This is a genomic window from Xanthomonas populi, from assembly GCF_002940065.1.
In the GTDB taxonomy this organism is placed as follows: domain Bacteria; phylum Pseudomonadota; class Gammaproteobacteria; order Xanthomonadales; family Xanthomonadaceae; genus Xanthomonas; species Xanthomonas populi.
In genome coordinates, this window is sequence record NZ_MDEJ01000041.1 from 1 (window position 1) to 21,077 (window position 21,077).

18 protein-coding genes and 3 pseudogenes are annotated in these 21,077 nt (G+C 62.7%); 6 read left to right on the forward strand and 15 right to left on the reverse strand.

Annotated features, from left to right (window positions below):
* Positions 1-283: 283 nt before the first annotated feature.
* A pseudogene (locus XpopCFBP1817_RS23715) lies at positions 284-667 on the forward strand (histidine kinase); the annotation flags it as partial.
* 254 nt (positions 668-921) lie between these two features.
* A pseudogene (locus XpopCFBP1817_RS08670) lies at positions 922-3,476 on the forward strand (GAF domain-containing protein); the annotation flags it as partial.
* Positions 3,477-4,185: 709 nt separating this feature from the next.
* Here XpopCFBP1817_RS08670 and XpopCFBP1817_RS08680 read toward each other — a convergent pair.
* From XpopCFBP1817_RS08680 to XpopCFBP1817_RS08695, 4 genes are all read right to left on the reverse strand, one after another.
* Positions 4,186-6,552 carry a Tex family protein gene (locus tag XpopCFBP1817_RS08680; RefSeq protein ID WP_128416816.1) on the reverse strand — a complete coding sequence of 789 codons (2,367 nt, stop codon included), beginning with the start codon at positions 6,550-6,552 and terminating at the stop codon, positions 4,186-4,188.
* Between the two features lie 102 nt (positions 6,553-6,654).
* Positions 6,655-6,801 carry a hypothetical protein gene (locus tag XpopCFBP1817_RS08685; protein ID WP_167393876.1) on the reverse strand — a complete coding sequence of 49 codons (147 nt, stop codon included), beginning with the start codon at positions 6,799-6,801 and terminating at the stop codon, positions 6,655-6,657.
* Positions 6,802-7,258: 457 nt separating this feature from the next.
* Positions 7,259-7,849 carry a trypsin-like serine protease gene (locus XpopCFBP1817_RS08690; protein WP_244171117.1) on the reverse strand — a complete coding sequence of 197 codons (591 nt, stop codon included), beginning with the start codon at positions 7,847-7,849 and terminating at the stop codon, positions 7,259-7,261.
* A gap of 275 nt (positions 7,850-8,124) precedes the next feature.
* Positions 8,125-8,352 (reverse strand): hypothetical protein, encoded by a 228-nt coding sequence (locus tag XpopCFBP1817_RS08695; protein ID WP_128416818.1) that lies wholly within the window; start codon positions 8,350-8,352, stop codon positions 8,125-8,127.
* 203 nt (positions 8,353-8,555) lie between these two features.
* Here XpopCFBP1817_RS08695 and XpopCFBP1817_RS08700 point away from each other — a divergent pair.
* Positions 8,556-8,978 (forward strand): annotated as a pseudogene (locus XpopCFBP1817_RS08700) (FAD-dependent oxidoreductase); the annotation flags it as partial.
* On the opposite strand, the gene XpopCFBP1817_RS08705 reads toward XpopCFBP1817_RS08700, so the two are convergent.
* The 5 genes from XpopCFBP1817_RS08705 to XpopCFBP1817_RS08725 form a co-directional block, all read right to left on the reverse strand.
* Complete coding sequence (locus XpopCFBP1817_RS08705; protein WP_167393877.1) at positions 8,936-9,433, reverse strand: hypothetical protein; 498 nt, start codon at positions 9,431-9,433, stop codon at positions 8,936-8,938. The pseudogene XpopCFBP1817_RS08700 and the gene XpopCFBP1817_RS08705 sit on opposite strands and share 43 nt — an antisense overlap.
* Positions 9,430-9,630 carry a PspC domain-containing protein gene (locus XpopCFBP1817_RS08710; protein WP_128416820.1) on the reverse strand — a complete coding sequence of 67 codons (201 nt, stop codon included), beginning with the start codon at positions 9,628-9,630 and terminating at the stop codon, positions 9,430-9,432. The genes XpopCFBP1817_RS08705 and XpopCFBP1817_RS08710 overlap by 4 nt, the downstream gene beginning before the upstream one ends.
* A 118-nt stretch (positions 9,631-9,748) precedes the next feature.
* Positions 9,749-10,825 (reverse strand): class III poly(R)-hydroxyalkanoic acid synthase subunit PhaC, encoded by a 1,077-nt coding sequence (locus tag XpopCFBP1817_RS08715; RefSeq protein WP_128416821.1) that lies wholly within the window; start codon positions 10,823-10,825, stop codon positions 9,749-9,751.
* Positions 10,822-12,006 carry a class III poly(R)-hydroxyalkanoic acid synthase subunit PhaE gene (phaE, locus tag XpopCFBP1817_RS08720; protein WP_128416822.1) on the reverse strand — a complete coding sequence of 395 codons (1,185 nt, stop codon included), beginning with the start codon at positions 12,004-12,006 and terminating at the stop codon, positions 10,822-10,824. Before phaE ends, XpopCFBP1817_RS08715 begins: the two co-directional genes overlap by 4 nt.
* A 55-nt stretch (positions 12,007-12,061) precedes the next feature.
* The gene (locus XpopCFBP1817_RS08725; RefSeq protein ID WP_208619581.1) at positions 12,062-12,724 is read right to left on the reverse strand and encodes a CDP-alcohol phosphatidyltransferase family protein; all 663 of its coding nucleotides are present in this window, start codon (positions 12,722-12,724) and stop codon (positions 12,062-12,064) included.
* An 86-nt stretch (positions 12,725-12,810) separates the two neighbouring features.
* On the opposite strand from XpopCFBP1817_RS08725, the gene XpopCFBP1817_RS08730 reads away from it, so the two are divergent.
* Entirely contained in the window at positions 12,811-13,569 is a 759-nt protein-coding gene (locus XpopCFBP1817_RS08730; protein ID WP_128416823.1) for a 3-hydroxybutyrate dehydrogenase, read from the forward strand.
* Positions 13,570-13,760: 191 nt separating this feature from the next.
* On the opposite strand, the gene XpopCFBP1817_RS08735 is transcribed toward XpopCFBP1817_RS08730, so the two are convergent.
* From XpopCFBP1817_RS08735 to ppsR, 3 genes are all read right to left on the reverse strand, one after another.
* Positions 13,761-14,249, reverse strand: coding sequence for an NUDIX hydrolase (locus XpopCFBP1817_RS08735; protein WP_128416824.1), 489 nt, complete (start codon positions 14,247-14,249; stop codon positions 13,761-13,763).
* Between the two features lie 98 nt (positions 14,250-14,347).
* Positions 14,348-14,851, reverse strand: coding sequence for a DUF1249 domain-containing protein (locus XpopCFBP1817_RS08740; protein WP_128416825.1), 504 nt, complete (start codon positions 14,849-14,851; stop codon positions 14,348-14,350).
* A gap of 91 nt (positions 14,852-14,942) precedes the next feature.
* A complete protein-coding gene (gene ppsR / locus XpopCFBP1817_RS08745) occupies positions 14,943-15,764 on the reverse strand; it encodes a posphoenolpyruvate synthetase regulatory kinase/phosphorylase PpsR (RefSeq protein WP_128416826.1) in 822 nt (273 codons plus the stop codon).
* Positions 15,765-15,907: 143 nt separating this feature from the next.
* On the opposite strand from ppsR, the gene ppsA reads away from it, so the two are divergent.
* On the forward strand, positions 15,908-18,286 hold the full coding sequence (ppsA, locus tag XpopCFBP1817_RS08750; protein WP_128416827.1) for a phosphoenolpyruvate synthase: 2,379 nt from the start codon (positions 15,908-15,910) through the stop codon (positions 18,284-18,286).
* Positions 18,286-19,257, forward strand: a complete 972-nt coding sequence (locus tag XpopCFBP1817_RS08755) for a mechanosensitive ion channel family protein (protein ID WP_128416828.1) — start codon at positions 18,286-18,288, stop codon at positions 19,255-19,257. The genes ppsA and XpopCFBP1817_RS08755 overlap by 1 nt, the downstream gene beginning before the upstream one ends.
* 168 nt (positions 19,258-19,425) lie before the next feature.
* Here the strand turns inward: XpopCFBP1817_RS08755 and orn are convergent, their stop codons facing one another.
* The 3 genes from orn to mntR all read right to left on the reverse strand — a co-directional run bounded on the left by orn (position 19,426) and on the right by mntR (position 21,060).
* The gene (gene orn, locus XpopCFBP1817_RS08760; RefSeq protein ID WP_128416836.1) at positions 19,426-20,010 is read right to left on the reverse strand and encodes an oligoribonuclease; all 585 of its coding nucleotides are present in this window, start codon (positions 20,008-20,010) and stop codon (positions 19,426-19,428) included.
* Between the two features lie 70 nt (positions 20,011-20,080).
* Positions 20,081-20,596, reverse strand: coding sequence for a tRNA adenosine(34) deaminase TadA (tadA, locus tag XpopCFBP1817_RS08765; protein WP_128416829.1), 516 nt, complete (start codon positions 20,594-20,596; stop codon positions 20,081-20,083).
* On the reverse strand, positions 20,593-21,060 hold the full coding sequence (gene mntR / locus XpopCFBP1817_RS08770) for a manganese-binding transcriptional regulator MntR (protein ID WP_128416837.1): 468 nt from the start codon (positions 21,058-21,060) through the stop codon (positions 20,593-20,595). The genes tadA and mntR overlap by 4 nt, the downstream gene beginning before the upstream one ends.
* Between the last annotated feature and the right edge of the window lie 17 nt (positions 21,061-21,077).

Below are 21,077 nucleotides of genomic sequence, written 5' to 3' on the forward strand. Positions count from 1 at the left end.
TCGCTGATTTTTTGAAGGTATGGTCATCATCCAGTGCGTGTCACCACGGCTACGACTTGGTTGTTCGAGGTGCCCTAAAGGCAACGAACAGCACGGTTGCGCAACGCCTAAGCGAACCCGGCCACTGTGCGGAATCCGCAGGGTTTCCAGCTACGTCGCAGTTCTGCGCGCTCTCATCTAAATAACGAACGCTTGCCGCGCCTGTCGGCGGGTACGGAAGCCGTCGCTACCGCCACGGTTCCCACTAGAATCGTGGATCGAAGCTTCACAGGCGGGTCGCTGGATGGATATCGCCGTGTCGCCGTTTACCGGCCTACTGCCGGAGACGGGCGAAACTGCCGTGTTGTTGCGCGCATCCGCATGCGCCACCGACATGTTGTTGCGCAGCAGCTCGGCGTTCCGCACCACTTTGTCGGTGTGTCTGCATGCGCAGGTTCCGATGCTGCTGGTCTGGGGCAATGCGTCGCACTGCATCTACAACGATGCCTGCATCGCGCTGCTGGGTGAGCGGCATCCGGCGGCGTTCGGACAATCACTTGCAACACTGACGAACACGCGCGCCTCCAACGGCGTGCATGTCGATGCAAATCCTGCACTGAATCTATCGAAATGGGCGTGCAGCCCTGCGTTGGATGCCACCAGCGAACGCTTGGGCACATTGTATGTGCCGGCCTGCATGCCGCCAACGTGCGTGCTGTCTGCAGAGACCCCGAGCCGCCAGCTGTATCAACGGCGCTCGATCAATCGCCCGTCTTCATGGCGGTGCTGCGCGGACCCGACTACATCATCGAAAGCGTCAATCAACCCTTTCTGCAGCGCACGCCCGGCAGTGCGCTTTATGAGACCTTTGTGGATTTTCTCTACCAGCCGATGCGCGATAGCGAAGGCCGCATCGATGCGATTTTAGTGCAAGGATTCGACGTCACACAGCAATGCCGCAGCGAGAGTCGCGACAGCTTCTTGTTGATGCTCGAGGACGCGCGACAGCACGTGTCCGAACCGCGTCAAGATCATCAACACCAGCGTGCGCCTACTCGGCGAGCATCTGCAGGCCAATCGCTGTGCGTTCGGCTTGGCGGGTGCGGGCGGCAAGACCATGCACGGAATCAACGACCACGTGCAGGGCATGCCTAGCCTGCAAGGCGATTTCCCGCTGGAAGTGGCGCAAGGACTGCGCGAGGCCTTGCTGGAAAATCGCCCGTGGTTCACGACCGATGCCACCGCGCCCGGTGCACCGGACTATGTGGTGGAGCAGTACCGCCGCTCCGGCCTACGTGCGTCGCTAGCCATTCCCCTGCACAAGCACGGCAGGCTGGTCGCAGCGATCGGCGTGCACCGAAGTGCACCGCGACGTTGGTTGTCGACTGAGATCGAACTGGTGCCATTGGTCGCGGCGCGCTGCTGGGAATCCATGCAACGGGCCAAAGCGCGGCAGCAGCTCGCCGCCGGAGAAGCGCGTTTGCGTCGTCTGGCCGACACGCTGCCGCAGATCATCTTCATCGCCGCATCGGATAGGCAACCGCACGACTTCAACCAACGATGGTACGAGTACACCGGGCAGGCCGAAGACCAGGCGATGGATCAAGGCTGGTGGGATGTCATGCATCCCGACGATGCCGCGCGCGTGCGGGAGACATTCGAACAATCGCTGCAGCAGCGCGGTGAATTTATTGCCGAATACCGCGTGCGTCGCCACGACGGACAATAGCGCTGGTGCATCGATACCGCCTCGCCGCATTTCGCCAGCGACGGGCGTTTCCTGGGCCATATCGGCTCGCTCACCGACATCTGCGAACGCAAACACATCGAAGATGCCACCGACTCGGACCGTGCCATCTTGGGTCTGATCACCACCGGTGCACCGTTGCCGCTGGTGCTGGATGCCATCGCACTGAGCGTGGAAGCGCGTGGCGAGATTCCGTTGTATTGCGCAGTGATGGTGCTGGACGAAGTCCGAAAAATGCTGAATTTCGCTTCGGCGCCGCACTTTCCGATCGAGTACTGCGGGCATTTCGAAGCATCGCCGATCGGGCCGAACGGGCCGCCCTGCGCGCGCTCGGCCTACCTTGGGCGGCAGGTGATCTGCAACGACATTCAGGCAGACCCCAGCTTGAGCGACCATCACGCCGTTTCATCGGCACTGGGCATCGTGGCCTGCTGCGTGACGCCCATTCTGGACAGCAATGGTCAGGTGCTGGGCACGCTCAGTATCTACTACGACCGTGCTCACCTGCCCTCGCTGCGCGAGCAGGCGATGGCGCGCTCTGCATCGCATCTGGCCGGCATCGTCATCGAACGCACGCGCGCAGATGCCAAGCTCAAGCTGTCGCTGCAGGCCGAAACCGCCGCGCGCGGCCAAGCCGAGCATGCCAGCCGGGTCAAGGACGAGTTTCTGGCCACGCTCAGCCACGAATGGCGCACGCTGCTCAATGCCATCCTGGGCTGGTCGCGGCTGATGCAGTCGGAAATTTTTGAATCGGCCAATCTTGGCAAGGGCATGGCCATCATCGTGATGCGCGATCCTGTCCGGCAAAACCAGTCTGCAACCGGAGCATTTCGACATCGCCGGGTTGGAACGCAGCACGGTGGAACTGATGCAACCGGCCGCGCTCGCACGCCAGATCACTTTGGAAATGGATGCGCCCAAGCAAGGCCAATTATGGTTCTTCGGCGATGCCGGGCGCTTGCAGCACGTGCTGACCAACCTGCTCAGCAACGCGCTCAAATTCACCTCCCAAGGCGGAACGGTGCGGGTGGCGTTGGACATCGAAGACGAGCGACTGCGGCTATGCGTGCAGGACAGCGGCATGGGCAGTGCGGCCGACTTTCTGCCACACGTGTTCGATCGTTTTCGGCAGGCCGATGCAGGTACGACAGGTCGTGTGGGTGGGTTGGGATTGGGTGTGTCGATCTCGCACCAGCTGATCGATCTGCATGGCGGCAGTCTGGGTGCGTCCAGCGATGGCGAAGGCAAGGGATCGATCTTCACCATCGTGCTGCCGTTCCAGCACGGCGTCAGCGATCTACGTCCGGCCTCGGCGGAAACGATGCAGGTCGGTCCGTTGCCGGCCGACTGCCATGGGCGATTGGAGGGCGTGCGCTTGCTGCTGATCGACGACGATCAGGATTCGCGCGAGGCGGTGATGCAGTTCCTGATGCACGCGGGCGCGCAGGTGCAGGCGGCCGGCTCGGTGAATGCCGCCGAGCAGTGTCTGGCAGAAGCACAATTCGATGTACTGGTCAGCGACATCGCGATGCCGGTGCGCCATGGCTACGATTTGATTCGCACGGTACGCTCTGGCCGCGCCGACCTGCCGCAGCATATTCCGGCGATCGCACTGACTGCTTATGTACGCGAAAAAGACCGCGACCGCGCCGTCATTGACGGGTTCGATGCGCAGGTGGAGCCGCCCGGTCTGGTCGATCTGATCGAACGTTTGATGTTGCCGAAGAGCGCGCTACTGGACGAGGTTTGATATCGCCGAGCGCTGCTAACAAGGCGAAATGGTTCACCATCCGACTGGCACTGACCATGCACCACCGCTTCGTGCGCCACTCGTCGTGCGCCGCTCGACGAGTGCGTGGCTAAGATGGTTCAAAAGACTGGTAGATCAAACGCTTGGTTAGCCTAGGGCGCGGTGCCCTCGCCGCTCGCAGGACACGCCGTGAATCCGTCCGTGGAGGCTCGGTGGCGGCATACATGCCGCCACACGGTCCCGCAAGCGGCAAGGACACCGCACAAGGGAGTTTGGAGGCGGTTTCTTTGAAAGCCTGCCTGTTGCTCGGCTTGCGTTAGGAAGCTGATCGGACCCGGCGTCATCCAAACAACGCACGTCATGTCCTGCTTGCAACCATGCACACCGACCATCTCGACTGGTCCTTGCCCGCTCACCGTCGCGGGACCTTACGCGGCATGGATGCCGCGTAAGAGCCTACAAGGACGTACTTGCGGCGTGTCCCGCGATGGTGGGCGGGCAAGGGCCCTGCAGCCAAACCGCAGATCAGTAGCTCTACAACCGATCTATTCGCAAGGTCCAACTACTCCAAGACAGCGACCGCGCATCATCGCTCAGATGCGCTTGGCGAGCGGCAAGCGCCACACGGCCAAGCCGCAGATCCCCGCCTTACAACTGATCTATCCGCAACTACCCAATCACTTCAAAACAAGCAGCCGGGCAACATCACTCAAGTGCGCTTGGCGCGCGCAAATGCGGCGGCAAGTGCGTTGTCGGCCGGCGGTGCCGTGGTACGCAGCTTGCTGTTGCCATGCGCCGGACCACGTCCGGCGCCACTGTCGCGCCGGCCCTGCCCCGGGCCACCATTGCCGCGGTGATCGCGCGATTGGGCTGCCGCATCGGCCGGCGGTGGCGTGTCGGACAGACGACACGTCAGTGCGATGCGCTTGCGTGCCACGTCCACTTCCAACACCTTGACCTTGACGATGTCGCCGGCCTTGACCACATCGCGCGGATCCTTGACGAAGGTGTCCGACAGCGCCGAGATATGCACCAGACCATCCTGGTGCACGCCGATATCGACGAAGGCGCCGAACGCAGCAACATTGCTGACTACGCCTTCGAGCACCATGCCGGGCTTGAGGTGCTTGATGTCCTCAATGCCTTCGGCAAACTGGGCTGCCTTGAACTCCGGGCGCGGATCGCGGCCGGGTTTTTCCAGCTCTTTGAGGATGTCGCGCACCGTCGGCACACCGAACTGCTCGTCGGTGAACAGCTCCGGCTTGAGTCCGCGCAGAAAGCTGCCGTCGCCCAGCAACGCCTTGATCGGCTTACCAGTGCTGCCGACGATGCGCTCGACCACCGGATAAGCCTCCGGATGCACCGCCGACACGTCCAGCGGCTCGTCGCCATCGGCGATGCGCAGGAAACCGGCGCATTGTTCGAAGGTTTTGTCGCCCAACCGCGGTACCTTCAGCAAATCCTTGCGGCGCTTGAACGGGCCGTTGTCGTCGCGATGGCGCACGATATTTTCCGCCACCGTGCTCGACAGCCCGGACACGCGCGATAGCAGCGCCGCCGAAGCAGTATTGACGAACACGCCGACCGCATTGACGCAATCTTCCACGCGCGCTTCCAACGCCTTGGCCAACCGATATTGATCCACATCGTGCTGATACTGGCCCACGCCGATCGCCTTGGGTTCGATCTTGACCAGCTCGGCCAACGGATCCTGCAGACGTCGCGCGATCGACACCGCACCGCGTATCGACACGTCCAGATTCGGAAATTCCTTGGCCGCGAACTCGGACGCCGAATACACCGACGCGCCGGCTTCGCTGACCACGACCTTCTGCAGTTTGGTTGCGCCGCACAGCGCGATTGCTTCACCGGCCAGCTTGTCGGTCTCGCGGCTGGCAGTGCCGTTGCCGATCGCGATCAGCTCAACGTTGTGCTGCAGGCACAGCTTCTTGATCGTCTGCAGCGAGTGGTCCCATTGCCGCTTGGGCTCATGCGGATAGATCGTCTCGGTGGCCACCAGCTTGCCGGTGGCATCGACCACGGCGATCTTGCAGCCGGTGCGGATGCCAGGGTCGAGCCCGAGCACCACGCGTGCGCCGGCCGGCGCGGCCAGCATCAGGTCCTTGAGGTTGTCGCCAAACACCGCAATTGCCTCGGCCTCGGCCTTCTCGCGCGCCTGGTTGAACAGGTCCAGCAGCAGATGCATGTGTAGCTTGGCGCGCCAGGTCAGCCGGCAGGCGTCCAGCAGCCACCGGTCGGCCAGACGACCCTGGTTGGAAATGCCTGCACTCAGTGCAACGCGCCCCTCGGCGTACTGGTGGCCGGCCTCGGCGTCGCTGCCCGGGTCCAGATCCAGATACAAAAATTCTTCGCGGCGCGCGCGGAACAGCGCCAGCAAGCGGTGCGACGGAATCCTGGCCAACGATTCAACGTGATCGAAGTAATCGCGGTACTTGGCAGCGGCCTCTTCCTTGCCTTCGGCTACGCGCGCACGAATGACACCGGTCTCGTTCAACCAACCGCGCAACTCGCCAACCAAGGCGGCGTCTTCGCCCCAGCGTTCCATCAGGATCGCGCGTGCGCCTTCCAGCGCCGCCTTGACGTCGGCAACGCCCTTGTGAGCATTGATGAACGGCGCAGCGGCCACTTCCGGCGCCTGGCTTGGATCGGCCAGCAAACCATCGGCCAACGGCTCCAGGCCGGCTTCGCGCGCGATCTGTGCGCGGGTGCGGCGCTTGGGCTTGTAGGGCAGGTACAGGTCTTCCAGGCGCGATTTGGTATCTGCCGCGCCGATCTCTTTGCGCAATGCGTCGCTGAGCTTGCCCTGTTCGCCGATGCTGGACAGGATCGCCGCACGGCGCTCTTCCAGCTCGCGCAGGTAGGTCAGGCGTGTTTCTAGATTACGTAGCTGGGTGTCGTCCAGGCCGCCGGTGACTTCCTTGCGGTAGCGGGCGATGAACGGAACGCTGGCGCCTTCGTCGAGAAGGCCGATGGCGGCGCGCGCCTGGGCGGGTTGGGCACCGATCTCGTCGGCGATGGTGCGAGCGATCTGCTGGGCAAGCTGACTATCGATCATGACGGCGCGGCCTGAACCGCTTCACTGAAAAAAGCATTTTCGCAGTGCTGGCCCGCTGCGGGAACCCGTTGACAGGGCCGCAGTAAACCTATGCCGACGCGCTCAGCTGACGCGGCGCGCGGAATGGGTGACTGCGCGCTCAACCAGAATGCTTTCGTGCAGCGATTCGAACGCCATCACGCGGATCTTGTCGACGTCCTTCAACGGCACCATGCGCGCAACATATTTCTCAGAGCCAATGGCGGTCATGGTGCCGGACTTGCTGAAGCCATACGGCACAACGCCCTTCGTGGGTCACTGGTGGCGGCAGAGAATGAGGCAGCGCGCTCGCCCACTACGAGTGCATAACGGCCTTCTTCGAGGCCGAGCAGAGCCATGACCTCAAGGCCATCATGGCGCCGGTGCTCGTCATGGCGGGCGACGATGACTAGGTCGTGCCCTACCAGCACGTGCCCTCGAACAGGCCGAGCTGCTTCTCAACGCAACGCTGAAGATCTACCCGGGGTACCCGAACGAGCTGCTGCAGGCGCACGCCGACGTCCTGAACGCCGACGTGCTCGCCTTCATCCGGCAGCAGCTCGCGCCCCAGCCCTCAGCCGCCTGCCGGCGCCAGTTCCCAGCCAGCGTTCGCGCTGCCCGCGGAGAGCGGGTTGTCTTCGCCGACGGCGGTAGGCAGATCGGCCGGCGCGAGGATGTAGCTGTAAAGCTAGTGCAGCACCTGTTGCATCGGCGTGTAGTAGAGGATGGAACGGCCGTTGTGCTCGCCGGAAGCGATAATCCCGATCAGGTGCCGGTCGTAGGTGACGACCGGTCCGCCCGAGTCGCCATTGCCGAGGCTGTCAAACTCGGACGAGGCGGCGGCAGCGATGTGCTCATAACTCGGCCTGATCATTCCCGGCACGAGAGTGATCCCCTGCCACACGCAGCGGACGCCGCTGACCCAGCCGCTCGTGCAGAACCGCTCGTTCGGCGCGTTCGACCACCCGGTGACGGCGAGTCGCGCCTCCCGCCCGGCACGAGGCATGAAGACCTGGTTGTTCGCAAGGGGCGTGTAGCTCTGGATAGGATTGCAGAAGGCCGCACTGCGGTGAGAGGCGCAGTACAGCACCGCTGTCGCATCCGGCTCGGGCGATACCCGCACAAGCTCGAAGTCCGACGCGCCCGACTGCCACACGACTGTGCCGATAGCGGTGCCCATGTGAATGGTATCGTGCAGGGCTGCGCAGTGCTTGGCCAGCAGGATCCATCGTGTGGCGCGCTGGTATTGCGTCAGCCTGCTGAAGATGCTCGTGGGCACCACCACCGCTCCTACGGTGCATAATCCGAAGGGAGGGTTAACCTTCGTGCCGGAGATGATGGGCAGGACGGCGCGGTCGGGATTGCGAGGCTGTACGAAGACCGCAGGTTGCGCGGCGGCGATCGAGCATGCGAACGTGGTGAGAACGGAGATCGCGAGGGTTGTGCCTGGCGGCGCGGCGCGGTTGGAACCGCTTCACTGAAAAAAGCATTTTCGCAGTGCTGCCCCGCCGCAGGAACCGTTGACAGCGCTGTCCTAAACCTATGCCGATGCGCTCAACTGACGCGGCGCGCGTAATGGGTGGCTGCGCGCTCGACCAGAATGCTCTCCTGCAACGATTCGAGCGCCATTACACGGATCTTGCCAACGTTTTTCAGCGGTACCATGCGCTCGACATAGACCTCCGGGCCGGCATCGGTCATCGCACGCGACTTGCTGAACCCGTAAGGGACAACACCTTTGTCGCCATCTTTGCTGCCACCGACGTACAGAACGATCGACATACCCACACCCTCGTTAACAACTGTGACTACGTTAGTGGCGCGAGCATAACGACCGTGCCGTGAGGAGCTTTCCACGCACGTTAACGCCGGCTGTTTGCGGTTTGGTGACGGTGGCGCGTCCGCTCGATCTGCACGACCGTTTCACTTCACTTGGCCATCAAATTGCAGCCCGCCCACTCTCTTACGACACCGCATGGACCAAAAGCGAGATGGGAGCGCTCAAGCACACCATGATGTGGGAAACCGCGCGCCCGTCTGTGTACCTGCGCAGCACGCCGGATAGACGCGTATTGGCCGGCGGCGAAGACGACACTATCGATATCCCCGCACGTAGCGATGCGCGTGTCATGGGCAAACTGAAGACGCTGCTGAAGAATATCCACCAGACGATGCCGGATGTGAGCCTGCGCCCGGTGTTCGCCTGGGGCGGCACCTTCGCCGAAACTGCGGAGCGGCTGCCGATCTTCGGCGCCCACGCGCAATACGTGCCGCGCGTGTCGTTCGCAACGGCTTACGGCGGCAACGGCATCACCTAGAGCGCGATCGGCGCAGGGCTACTGCGCGCGCAACTGGAAAGCGAACCTCATCCCTTGTCCGAGCTGTTCGGTTTCTCGCGATTGGGCTGAAACCACCACGGCCACCAGCCATGGCCATGCATTGCATAGGTATCGGCAGCACGTTCCAGCGGGTTGCGCACATGGATGCCGCCACACAGAAAGTAGACCGGCAAGAACAGCGGTCCGAGCAACATATATTGGTAAACGTGCGCGCGTTCGTGATCGCCCAAACGCACTGGTGGATGCTGACAACGTCCGGCGGCATGCGCATAAGTGCTGCACTGTAAATCGAGCGAGGCACCTTTCAACAGCATGACATTGCCCAGCGTCATCGCCCCACCCGGCCCCCACGGCCCCCACGGCCAAGCGTGGAAGACCAACGCAAGCTCATGGCTGGACCAGCGCGGGCGCGCGCCAAAGCAGCTGCCAACTGCACCGATCACGATGCCAAGCACGGTATTGGGCAGCGTCCACAGCGCGCCCAACACGTGCACTGCGGACCACCCGCGCCAGATGGGCGTCAATCGGCCTGATTGGGGATCAACAGCCACAGGATCAGATAGACCAGGATGCCGGGGAATGCGGCAGAGGCGATCGAAACGATCACGAACAACACGCGCAGCAGGGTGGAACTCCAACCGAGCCGGCGCGCGATGCCGCCGACGACACCGGCGATAATGCGATCGTTGAGAGAACGGGACAGCGAGGTACTTGTGGACATGGGAAGCCTCCTTCAAACGTTACGCGTAGTCTAAAAAGCACAACGACAGCAGTTCGTGATGGCTACGGCGGCGTACTTGGCGTCATGGCGGATGCTCGAATCGCACCGCCGCATCGCATCATGCGTTGCCGCCACGCTCCTGCAACCAGCGATGGATCGCCACCGGCACTTCGCGCTGCGCACGTCCGGAGACGTAGATACCGATATGCCCGCCGCGAAAACTCAGTTCGGTGTAATCCTCGCTGCCGACCAGGCCACGCAATGCACGCGAGGCATCCGGCGGCACCAGGTGATCGTGTTCGGCGTAGATGTTCAGCACCGGCATGTCGACGGCCTGCAGATCGACCGCCTGCCCGCCGATGGTGACCTGCCCTGTCACCAGCCCATTACGCTGATAGAACAGCGTGACGAATTCGCGGAAGGCTTCGCCAGCAAGATCCGGCGAATCGAAGATCCACTTTTCCATGCGCAGGAAATCTTCCAGCGCCTGCTTGTCGTCGAGGATGTCGAGCAAGCCGACGTACTTCTGCAGATTCAGCCGGAACGGCTTGAGCATGAGGTAACTGGCGTTCATCAGATCCGCCGGCACGTTGCCCATCGTATCGACAAACAGATCCACATCGACCATGCGCACCCAGCTGGAGAGCATGTTGTCGGGGGTGTGGAAATCCACCGGCGTGACCATGGTGATCAGGTTGCGCACCTTGGGCCGCTGCAACGCGGCGTAGCACAGCGAGAACGTGCCACCCTGGCAGATGCCGAGCACATCGACCGCTTCCAAACCTGATTGCGCGCGCAGATGGTCCACCGCACCATCGATATAGCGCAGCAGATAATCCTCGAGCGTGAGGTAACGCTCGGAGCGGTCCGGGTAGCCCCAATCCAGCACATAGACATCCTGCCCATGACTCAGCAAGCCCTTGACCAGCGAGCGGTCGGCCTGCAGATCGACCATGTACGGGCGATTGACCAACGCATAGACGATCAGCAGCGGCGTCTTGGCCACCGGCGCCTGTTCGCCAACGAAGCGATACAGCACCACCTTGCCGTCGCGCCAGATTTCTTCGCGCTCGGTGACGCCGTAATCCACGTCTTCCACACCGGGCAGCAGCTTGAGCCCTTCGCGCAGCTTGCGCTGCATCGACAGGGTTTCCTGCATCAGGTCTTCGGCGCTGAATCCCAACGGGCCTTTCATGCCTGCGCTCCACGTGGCTTACGTGCGGCTGGCTTGCTGGCGGGCTTGCCAGTAACTGGCCTGGAGACCGATTTCGAAGCGGTCGCTTGTTTGGCCGGAGACTTTTTAGCTTCAGTCTTTTTAGCTGCAGTCTTTTTGACGGCGCTCGCTAAAGGTGCTGCTTCGAACACTGCGCTCGCCGTGGACGACGAAGCACGCTTGGCAGTGGACGGCGCAACCGGATCTGCGGTCGGCGCTGCCGCAGATTTGCTCGCCGGGCTCTCTGCAGTGCGCAGCATCCGTCGCACCGCGCGCTCCAGCTCGGCAATGCGGCGATGCGCGGCATCCATCTCCGAACGTGTCGGCATGCCGAAGCGTTCGCTCAGCTGCTCCACTTCTTCTTGCAATACGGCACGCAAGCGCATGTGCGCGTTGGCGAAGCCGCCGTACACCTTGCGGAACCGGTCGGACAACGCGATGTCGGCGTAAGACTCTTCGGCAGCCTCGATCCACAGATCGAACAAGGCACGCGCGCTGGTCAGCTGGCTGCCGCTGCTTTCATGCTCGCCCAGCTTGGACGTAAAACGCCCGAACGCCTGCTCAATGGCCGACTTGAGTTGCTCGCCATAGGCCTGCGATTGCGCCTGATAGTCCTGCTGCGCGCGTGCCAGCGTCTGCAAGCGCGCCTGATAATTGCGGTTCAAGCCGAATGCCGGCATCTGCAGCCAGGGCGCGTTTTCCTGCTGCCACTTTTCCAGGGTCTGCGCTGCTTGCTGCAGCCACGGGTCGAATCCGCCTGGGCTGCCGCCACGCAACGAGCCCAGCGTCCACTGCATCAATTGCTCGCCCTGCCCTTGCACGGCTTTGTGCCAGGCATCGGAGACTTCGTTGGCCGAGGTATCGCACCCGGCAAACTGCGCGGCCACCTGTTGCATGGTGCCGAACCAGTCGCCGGCCTGAGCACGGAAGCGGTCGATCGCCTCCTGCGCCTGCGGTGCGGCTTGGGTGGGCAGCAACTGCGACCACCAATCCATCGCCTTGCGCCAGTCCTGCGGTGCATCCGTGCCCGGCCCCATGCCTGGAACCGCACCTGGCGGCGCAGCGGAGCCGGACTGGCCGTGGCGCATGGCATCTCCCCAGGCGTTCCAGTACTGGCGCGCCTTGTCTTCGTTGCCATTGTCCGAACCGCTGCTTGCCATCATCCCTTCCTGTGACTGTTCACCGAGCCATCCTACCGCGTGTGTCCCTGCGTGCCGGTCAAGGTTTGGGAATGCGCAGCGTCTTGCTGATCATCAGCGAGCCGGAGACCGCAAACAGCAGCACCAAGGGATGGAACTGCCACGGACCGAGCTGCCACTGACCCCACCACAGGCCTTCGCCGATATGGCCACTGCTAGTGACCACCGCAAGCAGGATCACCAGCAGCAGGCTGCTGGGAATCGGCGTGCCTTCGAAATACGGCACCTTGTCGGCTTCACCTGCGATCTCTTCGGCGGTCACGTTGTAGCGCGCCAACCGGCTCACGCCACAGCAGACGAAATAGCTCAGCACCAACCAGTCCCAGCCGCCGCGCATGCCGCAGGCATAGCCTAGCGCCGCCGGCGCCACGCCGAAGGAGATCACGTCGGCCAGCGAATCCAGCTCGCGCCCCAGCGTTGAGGACGCATTGCGCCAGCGCGCCACGTGCCCGTCCAGCGCATCGAACACGAACGCCAGCGGGATCAGCGCCATGCCCAATAGCAGGTCGCCGCGATAGCCTTCCTGCATAAAGCGCATCGAGGCAAACACCGCGCCAGTGCCGCAGAAGGCGTTGGCCAACGTGAACCAGTCAGCGAGTTGGAAATCGCGCAGCATCGAGAAATGGCGTTTCATGCGCAGCCTGGGGTGATCGAGGCGCAAAGGGTAACGCGCGCGCTCCATGCAGGCGACCGTTTCGCAGGACTCGGCTAGTCTGGTGGCCAGCGTTGCCGCCCCTGGCCGCGCACGATTCCAGATAAGGACACCCGATGCGCAGCATCCTGATCACCGGCGCAGGCAGCGGCATTGGTGGCGGCATCGCCACCCAGCTGGCCGCCGATGGCCACCATCTCATCGTCAGCGATTTGGACCTGGCGGCCGCCGCGCTTACTGCGCATAGCTTGCGCGACGCCGGCGGTTCGGCCGAAGCGCTGGCGCTGGACGTGACCGATGACCACAGCATCGTGCGTGCACTGGCCAGTGCATCGCACGCGCCGCAGGTGCTGATCAACAACGCCGGGCTGCAGCATGTGTCCGCGCTGGAAGACTTCCCGATGCAGCGCTGGGCGTTGCTGGTGGAGGTGATGTTGACCGGTGCCGCACGGCTCAGCCGTGCAGTGTTGCCCGGTATGCGTGAAGCCGGCTACGGGCGCATCGTCAATATCGGCAGCATCCACTCGTTGGTGGCCAGCCCCTACAAAAGTGCCTATGTCGCGGCCAAGCATGGCCTGGTCGGGCTGGCCAAGGTCATCGCGCTGGAAACCGCAGACTGCGACATCACCGTCAACACGCTGTGCCCCAGCTATGTGCGCACGCCGTTGGTGGAGCGCCAGATTGCCGACCAGGCACGCACGCGCGGCATTGCCGAGGATGCGGTGATCCGCGATGTGATGCTCAAGCCGATGCCCAAAGGCGCCTTCATCGCGTACGACGAACTGGCCGGCACGGTCGCGTTCCTGATGTCGCATGCCGCGCGCAACATCACCGGCCAGTCGATCGCCATCGATGGCGGCTGGACGGCGCAGTAATCGTTACTGGCGAAAATTTCACCAGTCGACTTGACAGCCTTGCGCCGCAAGGCGCGTGCAGAGTTGCCCACAGACTTGCGCAGGTTTCATCCACAGCGGATGTGGAGAAGTGCTCGGTGCGACAGCTGGGTTCAACGCAGCCTCGATATGCGGGAAAGACCACCCTCGCGCTCGCTAGCGGACCCATGTGCTCAGATGCGCGAGTACGTCCACGATTGCATGCGCCCGTTGCGATACGGCATCACGCCATGGAACGGACGCGGGTCGCCATCGAACACCAGCGGCAGGAAATTGCGGTCGCCTTCCCACATCGGCAGCTGCTCCATGCGCTCGAGTGCCACCCACTCCAGCGTGCCTTCAGGGTTCGAGGCCTTCGGCTCGCCTTCAAAGCTGTGGATCAGGAAGACAAAGCCCAGCCAGTCTTCGCCGTGCTTGCCGAAGCCGGGCCAACTGATGGTGCCGCGCAGTTGCATCTCGCCGCATTCCACGCCCGCTTCTTCGCGAATTTCGCGGCGCATGCCGGCCAGCACGTCTTCATGTGGTTCCACCTTGCCGCCGAGCCCGTTGTACTTGCCCAGGTGCTGATCGCCGGGGCGGGCATTGCGGTGGATCATCAGGACCTGGCTGCCGTCCGGCGACAACAGGTAGCCAAGTGTGGCGACGATAGGGGTATAGGGCATGGCACGCGATCTGACACGAAGCACATCAGTATGGCCGATGCGCCATCAACAGCGGACGCGTCGTCAACAACGAGTGGGGACGGCAGCGACGCGCCCGCTCAGCCGATCTGCGAATTGGCGCGCGGCGGTGCAACGTAATCGTGATCCCGGCGCAGCGTAGCAACGCCATGGCCGCGCTCGGCCAGATAGTCCAGCCACTTGCCGAGGAATGTATTCATGCGCATGCGATGGCTGATCAGCTCGGCCGGCGGCGGGAACATACCCATCACGTCCTGCCAGCGGCGGCCGACATAGCAATGCGTGGTCTCGGCCTGGCGCGCGTCGCGGTACAGGCGCACGTACGCGGAAGGGTCGGGTTCCCCGGTCACCGGGTCGCACAGGTCGTAGGTCAGCCGCAGCTCCACCGTGTAGCGGTGGCACTCGAGCACATCCAGACGCAGGTTCAGCCCGTCGCCAATCGACGACACATAGGAGCCGGGAGCGAGGTCGGCTGGTGCGAACAGTCGGGTCAGGTGCTGGAAGTTTTCTGCGTACAAGCCCATCAGCCAGCCAAATCGGCTCAACTTGGGGATGCGTTCGAGTTTGCTCAGTGCTTGCGCCATAGACCGATCCTACACGCTGCGCTGCCGCACGGGCAGCATTGACGACCGGCCACCGGCAGGTCTATCTTTGCAGAGCACTGCCCCGCCGTCCTCAAAACATCTCGCGCTGCAGCCCCAGCGTGGACAACACCTTGCTGGAGATTTCCTCGATCGAGGTATTGGTGGTGCTCAAGGTGGGAATGCGCTCCATCTGGAACATGCGTTCGGCAGTGGCCACTTCACGCCGGCAGGTCTCCGCCGCGCTGTAGCGAGAATTGGCACGCCGCTCCTGGCGAATCTGCTGCAGCCGCTCCGGGTCGATGGTCAGACCGAACAGCTTGCTGCGGTAAGTGCGCAGCCGCGGCGGCAAACTCTCGTTTTCCAGATCTTCTTCGGTCAATGGGTAGTTGGCGGCGCGGATGCCGTAATGCAATGCCAGATAGATGCAGGTCGGCGTCTTGCCCGCGCGCGACACCGCCACCAGAATCACATCGGCCTCGTCGTAATTGAGCGCAATGCCGTCATCGTGGCTCAGCGAGAAGTTCATCGCATTGATACGGCGGTGATAGGTTTCGAAGTCCACCATGCCGTGCGCGCGACCCACCAGCGAGTGCCGCGGCGCGTTGAGCTCACGCTCCAGCGGCTCGATGAAGGGCGCGAACACATCCAGCATCAACGCGCCGCTTTCGGCCAGGATCATGCTCAATTGTGGATCGACGCACGAATTGACCACCACCGGACGCACTTGGTACCGCTCGCCAGCGGCGCGCACACGCAGCGCGGCATCGCGCGCTTTTTCTGCATCGTCAATGAACGACATGCGGTCGGTGACGAAGTTGAATCCACTGAACTGCGTAAGCAGGCTGTGCCCAATCGTTTCAGCGGTGATACCGGTTCCATCGGAGACGTAGAACACCGGTCGAATTGTTGACATCAAGACCACCTCTTTGAAGCTGGTGTTCAAAACTTACGGGTTCATGCTTGTGCAGATTCCGCTGTGCACTGCATCATAGCGACTTCTTCCTACGGTCGCGGCCATCCAGCCCGCTAGGGCGATGGCCTTACGGAGCATCGCGCTTGAACGAGAATATCCTGTGGTTGCATGAGCTACGCCTGGTCGATCTGGCCCGCGTAGGCGGTAAAAACTCTTCGCTTGGCGAGATGATTGGCAACCTGGCCGGTCTTGGCGTTTCGGTTCCCGGTGGATATGCGACCACTGCGGAAGCTTTCAAGGACTTCATCGCACACAACGATTTGTCCAAGCGCATCTTCGACAAGCTGGCCACGCTGGACGTGGAAGATGTCACTGCGCTCACCATCGCCGGCAAGGAAATCCGCGGCTGGGTGATCGATGCGCCGCTGCAGCCCGAACTGGACCGCGACATCCGCACCGCCTACGAAGAGCTGTGCGCCGAAAACGGCGGCGGCGAAGTCGCCGTGGCAGTGCGCTCGTCGGCAACCGCCGAAGATCTGCCCGATGCCTCGTTCGCCGGTCAGCAGGAAACCTTCCTCAACGTGACCGGCGCCGACGATGTCGTGCATAAGGTCAAGGAAGTGTTCGCCAGCCTCTACAACGATCGCGCGATTGCCTATCGCGTACATCATGGCTTCAAGCACGAAGACGTGTTCCTCTCAGCCGGCGTGCAGTTGATGGTGCGCTCGGGCGTCGGTTCGGCCGGTGTGCTGTTCACCTTGGACACCGAATCGGGCTTTCGCGATGTGGTGTTCGTCACCTCCAGCTTCGGCCTGGGCGAGATGGTCGTGCAAGGTGCGGTCAATCCGGACGAGTTCTATGTCTACAAGCCCACGCTCAGCGCAGGCAAGCCGGCGATCCTGCGCCGCTCGCTCGGCAGCAAGGCGATCCGCATGGTGTATTCGGAGGTGCCCGGCGAGCGTGTGCGCACCGAAGACACGCCGGTGGAACTGCGCAATACCTTCTCGATCAGCGACGAAGACGTGCAGGAGCTCTCCAAGCAGGCGCTGGTGATCGAAAAGCATTACGGCCGCCCGATGGATATCGAGTGGGCCAAGGACGGCGTCAGCGGCAAGCTGTTCATCGTGCAGGCACGCCCTGAGACGGTGAAGTCGCGCAGTCACGCCAGCCAGATCGAGCGTTTCTCGGTGGATGCCAAGGATGCCAAGATCCTGGTCGAAGGCCGCGCGGTCGGTGCCAAAATCGGGAGCGGCGTTGCACGCGTGGTGCGCACGCTGGAGGACATGAACCGTGTGCAGGCCGGCGACGTGCTGGTGGCAGACATGACCGACCCCGATTGGGAGCCGGTGATGAAGCGTGCTTCGGCAATCGTCACCAACCGTGGCGGCCGCACCTGCCACGCGGCGATCATTGCGCGCGAGCTCGGCGTGCCAGCCGTGGTCGGCTCGGGCAACGCCACCGACATGATCAGCGATGGTCAGGAAGTGACGGTGAGCTGCGCCGAAGGCGATACCGGCTTCATCTACGACGGCCTGCTGCCGTTCGAGCGCACCACCACCGATCTTGGCAACATGCCGCCTGCCCCGCTCAAGATCATGATGAACGTGGCCAACCCGGAGCGCGCGTTCGACTTCGGCCAGCTGCCTAACGCCGGTATCGGGTTGGCGCGCCTGGAAATGATCATTGCCGCGCATATCGGCATCCACCCGAACGCGCTGCTCGAGTACGACAAGCAGGACGCCGACGTCCGCAAGAAGATCGACGCCAAGATCGCCGGTTACGGCGATCCGGTGAGCTTCTACATCAATCGTCTGGCCGAAGGCATCGCCACGCTGACCGCATCGGTGGCGCCGCACACGGTGATCGTGCGCTTGTCGGACTTCAAGTCCAACGAGTACGCCAACCTGATCGGCGGTTCGCGTTACGAGCCGCACGAAGAGAACCCGATGATCGGCTTCCGCGGCGCCAGCCGTTACGTCGATCCGTCCTTCGCCAAGGCGTTCGCGCTGGAGTGCAAGGCGGTGTTGAAGGTGCGCAACGAGATGGGCCTGGACAACCTCTGGGTGATGATCCCGTTCGTGCGCACTCTAGAAGAAGGCCGCAAGGTGATCGAGGTCCTGGAGCAGAACGGCCTGAAGAAGGGCGAGAACGGCCTGAAGATCATCATGATGTGCGAGCTGCCGTCCAATGCGCTGCTTGCCGATGAGTTCCTGGAGATCTTCGATGGCTTCTCGATCGGCTCCAACGATCTGACACAGCTGACATTGGGCCTGGATCGCGATTCGTCGATCGTGGCGCATCTGTTCGACGAGCGGAACCCGGCGGTCAAGAAGCTGCTGTCGATGGCGATCAAGTCGGCGCGCGCCAAGGGCAAGTACGTCGGCATCTGCGGCCAAGGGCCGTCGGATCACCCGGAGCTGGCCGAATGGCTGATGCAGGAAGGCATCGAGTCGGTGTCGTTGAATCCTGACACCGTGGTCGAAACCTGGTTGCGCTTGGGCAAGTTGAAGAGCGAGAGCTGATGGGACTGTTGGCTGCGGTATTGGCGGCGGCTGCGGGAGCAGTCGCCGCAAAGCCGGCAGCGGCAGCCGCCAAGGCCGCGGAGCAGGCGTTCAATTGGGCCAACATCCCGTGGGCGCACTATGCGCTCAATTGGGGGCTGGCTCTGCTGATCGTGGTGGTCGGCATGTGGCTGGCCAAACAGCTCAGCCAATGGCTGCACCGTGCGCTGACCCGCGCGCGTATCGAGATCACGCTGACCAACTTCCTGCGCAACGTGTTGTATGCGTTATTGCTAGTGCTGGTGTTCGTGAGCGCGTTGAGCGAGATCGGCGTACCGCCGACCTCGCTGATCGCGGTACTTGGTGCAGCAGGGCTGGCGGTCGGCTTGGCGTTGAAGGATTCGCTGTCCAACATCGCCGCCGGCGTAATGCTGATCGTGTTGCGGCCGATGCGCGATAGCGACCATGTGGTGATCGCCGGCCAGGAAGGCATCGTGGACGAGATCCGTATCTTCCAGACCCGGCTGCGCTCGTTCGACGAACGCATGATCACCCTGCCCAATAGCACCATTACCACTTCGCCGATCATCAACTACAGCACCCTGCCTAACCGTCGTCTTGAAGTGAACGTTGGCGTTGGTTATGAAGATGATCTGAAAAAAGCCCAGCAGTTGTTGCTGCAGATCGCCAAAGAGAATCCCAACATTCTGGATTCGCCGGCACCGTTCGTGCAGGTCACCAACCTTGGCGAAACTACGGTAGATCTGATGTTGTTTGCGTATGCTACTAACGGCAACTTCGGCGCGGCCAAGAGCACCACGTTGGAGCAGATTCGCAATCAATTGCTGGAAAACGGGCTCAATATCCCGTATCCGCAGCGCGACCTGCATGTGTATCACCACGATGCCGACGGCAAGCCGATCTCCGATCTGTTGCTGAAAGGCATCACCGACGATGGCGACTTGAGCAAGGGGCCGTCGTTGGCACGTTGAGTGCGCTTTGGTTTGTAAAGCAATCTGTAACGCAAAAGGCCGCATCAAGTGATGCGGCCTTTTTTGTTGCTTGCCTGGTCTGTCGCTTGCTGGTTCAGCCGGGTTGCTTGACTAAACCTGAGAGCTTCTGCAGCACATCGGCGACGTGCAGCCAACCACAAACGGCCCTCAACCCTGAGCGCCACCCTGGTTGGCACCGCCCAACGCGCCCATGAACTGACGATAGTGGCGCAGCTCGTCGATCGAATCGCGCACGTCGCTCAGTGCGGTGTGTGCCGAACTCTTGGCAAAACCATTGGCCACCGTCGGCGCCCAGCGGCGTGCCAGTTCCTTGATGGTGGATACGTCGAGGTTGCGGTAATGGAAGTAGCGCTCCAGACGCGACATCTGCCGGTGCAGAAAGCGGCGGTCCTGGCAGATCGAGTTGCCGCACATCGGCGAGGCGCCGGCACGGATCCATTCGCCCAGAAACGCCACGGTCTGCGCTTCGGCCTGCGCATGGGTGACCTGGCTGTCGAGCACGCGCTGCCACAACCCCGAACGGCGGTGCTGATTGCGGTTCCATTCGTCCATCGCTTCGAGCGTTTCCAGCGGATGGGCAATGGCCAGTTCCGGCCCCTCGGCAAGCACGTTCAACTGCGCATCGGTCACGATGGTGGCGATCTCGATGATGGAATCGCGATCGGTATTCAGCCCGGTCATTTCCAGATCGATCCAGATCAGTCGGTCGTTGCCCGCAAGGTTGTCTGCCATATCGCCGTCCTGTGGAGGGCCGTCGCCGGCCAGATGCTGAAGGGCGCGCATCATACCGCGGCCGCGCCGCTCAGGGCGCGAGGGGCGGCTTGCCACGCTTGGCCCTGAAGTAATTGGTCAGCCGCAAGCTCGCTTCTGCTGCAAGCACACCGCCTCTGACCTGCACGCGATGATTGTGACGCGGGTCGGCCAACAGGTCGAACACGCTGCCGCAGGCGCCGGTCTTGGGGTCGCTGGCGGCGAATACCACCCGCGTGATACGCGCGTGGATCATTGCCATTGCGCACATCGCGCACGGCTCCAGAGTGACGTACAAGGTGCAGCCGATCAGGCGGTGATTGACGAGCAGGCGGCCAGCGTCGCGCATGGCCATGATTTCGGCGTGCGCGCTGGGGTCGTGGCTGGCGATGTTGAAATTCCAGCCTTCGCTCAACACGTTGCCATCGGCATCGACCAGCAACGCGCCGACCGGAATCTCGTCATAGTCGCGCTCGGCACGCTCGGCCAGCTGCAGGGCGCGTTGCATCCATTGCTGGTCGATCAGTGACTGCGCAGCGTCGAGGGGCGTGTCCAACGATGTGCTCACGCGGCGCTGCTGCCCTGGCGATCCAGGAACGCCGCAAACGCGGCGACAGTGGCTTCGCTGACATGGTGCTCGATGCCCTCGGCGTCGCGGCGCGCGGTGGCTTCGTCGATGCCCAGCGCCAACAGAAAGCGCTCGACGATCTGGTGGCGCTCCCGGCTGGACGCCGCCAGCGCCTCGCCGGCCGGGGTCAGGAACACGCCGCGGTAGGGGCGCTGCACCACCCAGCCATCGCGCACCAACCGCTTGAGCATCTTGGCCACGGTCGGCTGGGCCACGCCCAGGCGCGCGGCGATATCGACCTGACGCGCTTCGCCACCGTCGACCAGCAGATCGGAAATGAGTTCCACATAGTCCTCGACCAGCTCGGCGCGGCGCGCTTCGCGCACCTGACGGAAGCTCTCCATATGCACCTGCGCATCAATCAGCACCGGCGCGGCTGCTTCCTGCTTTTCGCTCTTGCCCACCCGCATCCTCGTCATCA

What these genes read in the sequence shown, in the direction of transcription:
- XpopCFBP1817_RS08755 (WP_128416828.1), top strand. Translation starts at nt 18,286, where the DNA reads ATGGGACTGTTGGCTGCGGTATTGGCGGCGGCTGCGGGAGCAGTCGCC.
- XpopCFBP1817_RS08715 (WP_128416821.1), bottom strand. Translation starts at nt 10,825, where the DNA reads ATGAAAGGCCCGTTGGGATTCAGCGCCGAAGACCTGATGCAGGAAACC.
- XpopCFBP1817_RS08740 (WP_128416825.1), bottom strand. Translation starts at nt 14,851, where the DNA reads ATGGCGCAAGCACTGAGCAAACTCGAACGCATCCCCAAGTTGAGCCGA.
- XpopCFBP1817_RS08725 (WP_208619581.1), bottom strand. Translation starts at nt 12,724, where the DNA reads ATGGAGCGCGCGCGTTACCCTTTGCGCCTCGATCACCCCAGGCTGCGC.
- XpopCFBP1817_RS08685 (WP_167393876.1), bottom strand. Translation starts at nt 6,801, where the DNA reads ATGACCGCCATTGGCTCTGAGAAATATGTTGCGCGCATGGTGCCGTTG.
- ppsR (WP_128416826.1), bottom strand. Translation starts at nt 15,764, where the DNA reads ATGTCAACAATTCGACCGGTGTTCTACGTCTCCGATGGAACCGGTATC.
- XpopCFBP1817_RS08695 (WP_128416818.1), bottom strand. Translation starts at nt 8,352, where the DNA reads ATGTCGATCGTTCTGTACGTCGGTGGCAGCAAAGATGGCGACAAAGGT.
- phaE (WP_128416822.1), bottom strand. Translation starts at nt 12,006, where the DNA reads ATGATGGCAAGCAGCGGTTCGGACAATGGCAACGAAGACAAGGCGCGC.
- XpopCFBP1817_RS08730 (WP_128416823.1), top strand. Translation starts at nt 12,811, where the DNA reads ATGCGCAGCATCCTGATCACCGGCGCAGGCAGCGGCATTGGTGGCGGC.
- orn (WP_128416836.1), bottom strand. Translation starts at nt 20,010, where the DNA reads ATGGCAGACAACCTTGCGGGCAACGACCGACTGATCTGGATCGATCTG.
- XpopCFBP1817_RS08735 (WP_128416824.1), bottom strand. Translation starts at nt 14,249, where the DNA reads ATGCCCTATACCCCTATCGTCGCCACACTTGGCTACCTGTTGTCGCCG.
- XpopCFBP1817_RS08680 (WP_128416816.1), bottom strand. Translation starts at nt 6,552, where the DNA reads ATGATCGATAGTCAGCTTGCCCAGCAGATCGCTCGCACCATCGCCGAC.
- XpopCFBP1817_RS08710 (WP_128416820.1), bottom strand. Translation starts at nt 9,630, where the DNA reads ATGTCCACAAGTACCTCGCTGTCCCGTTCTCTCAACGATCGCATTATC.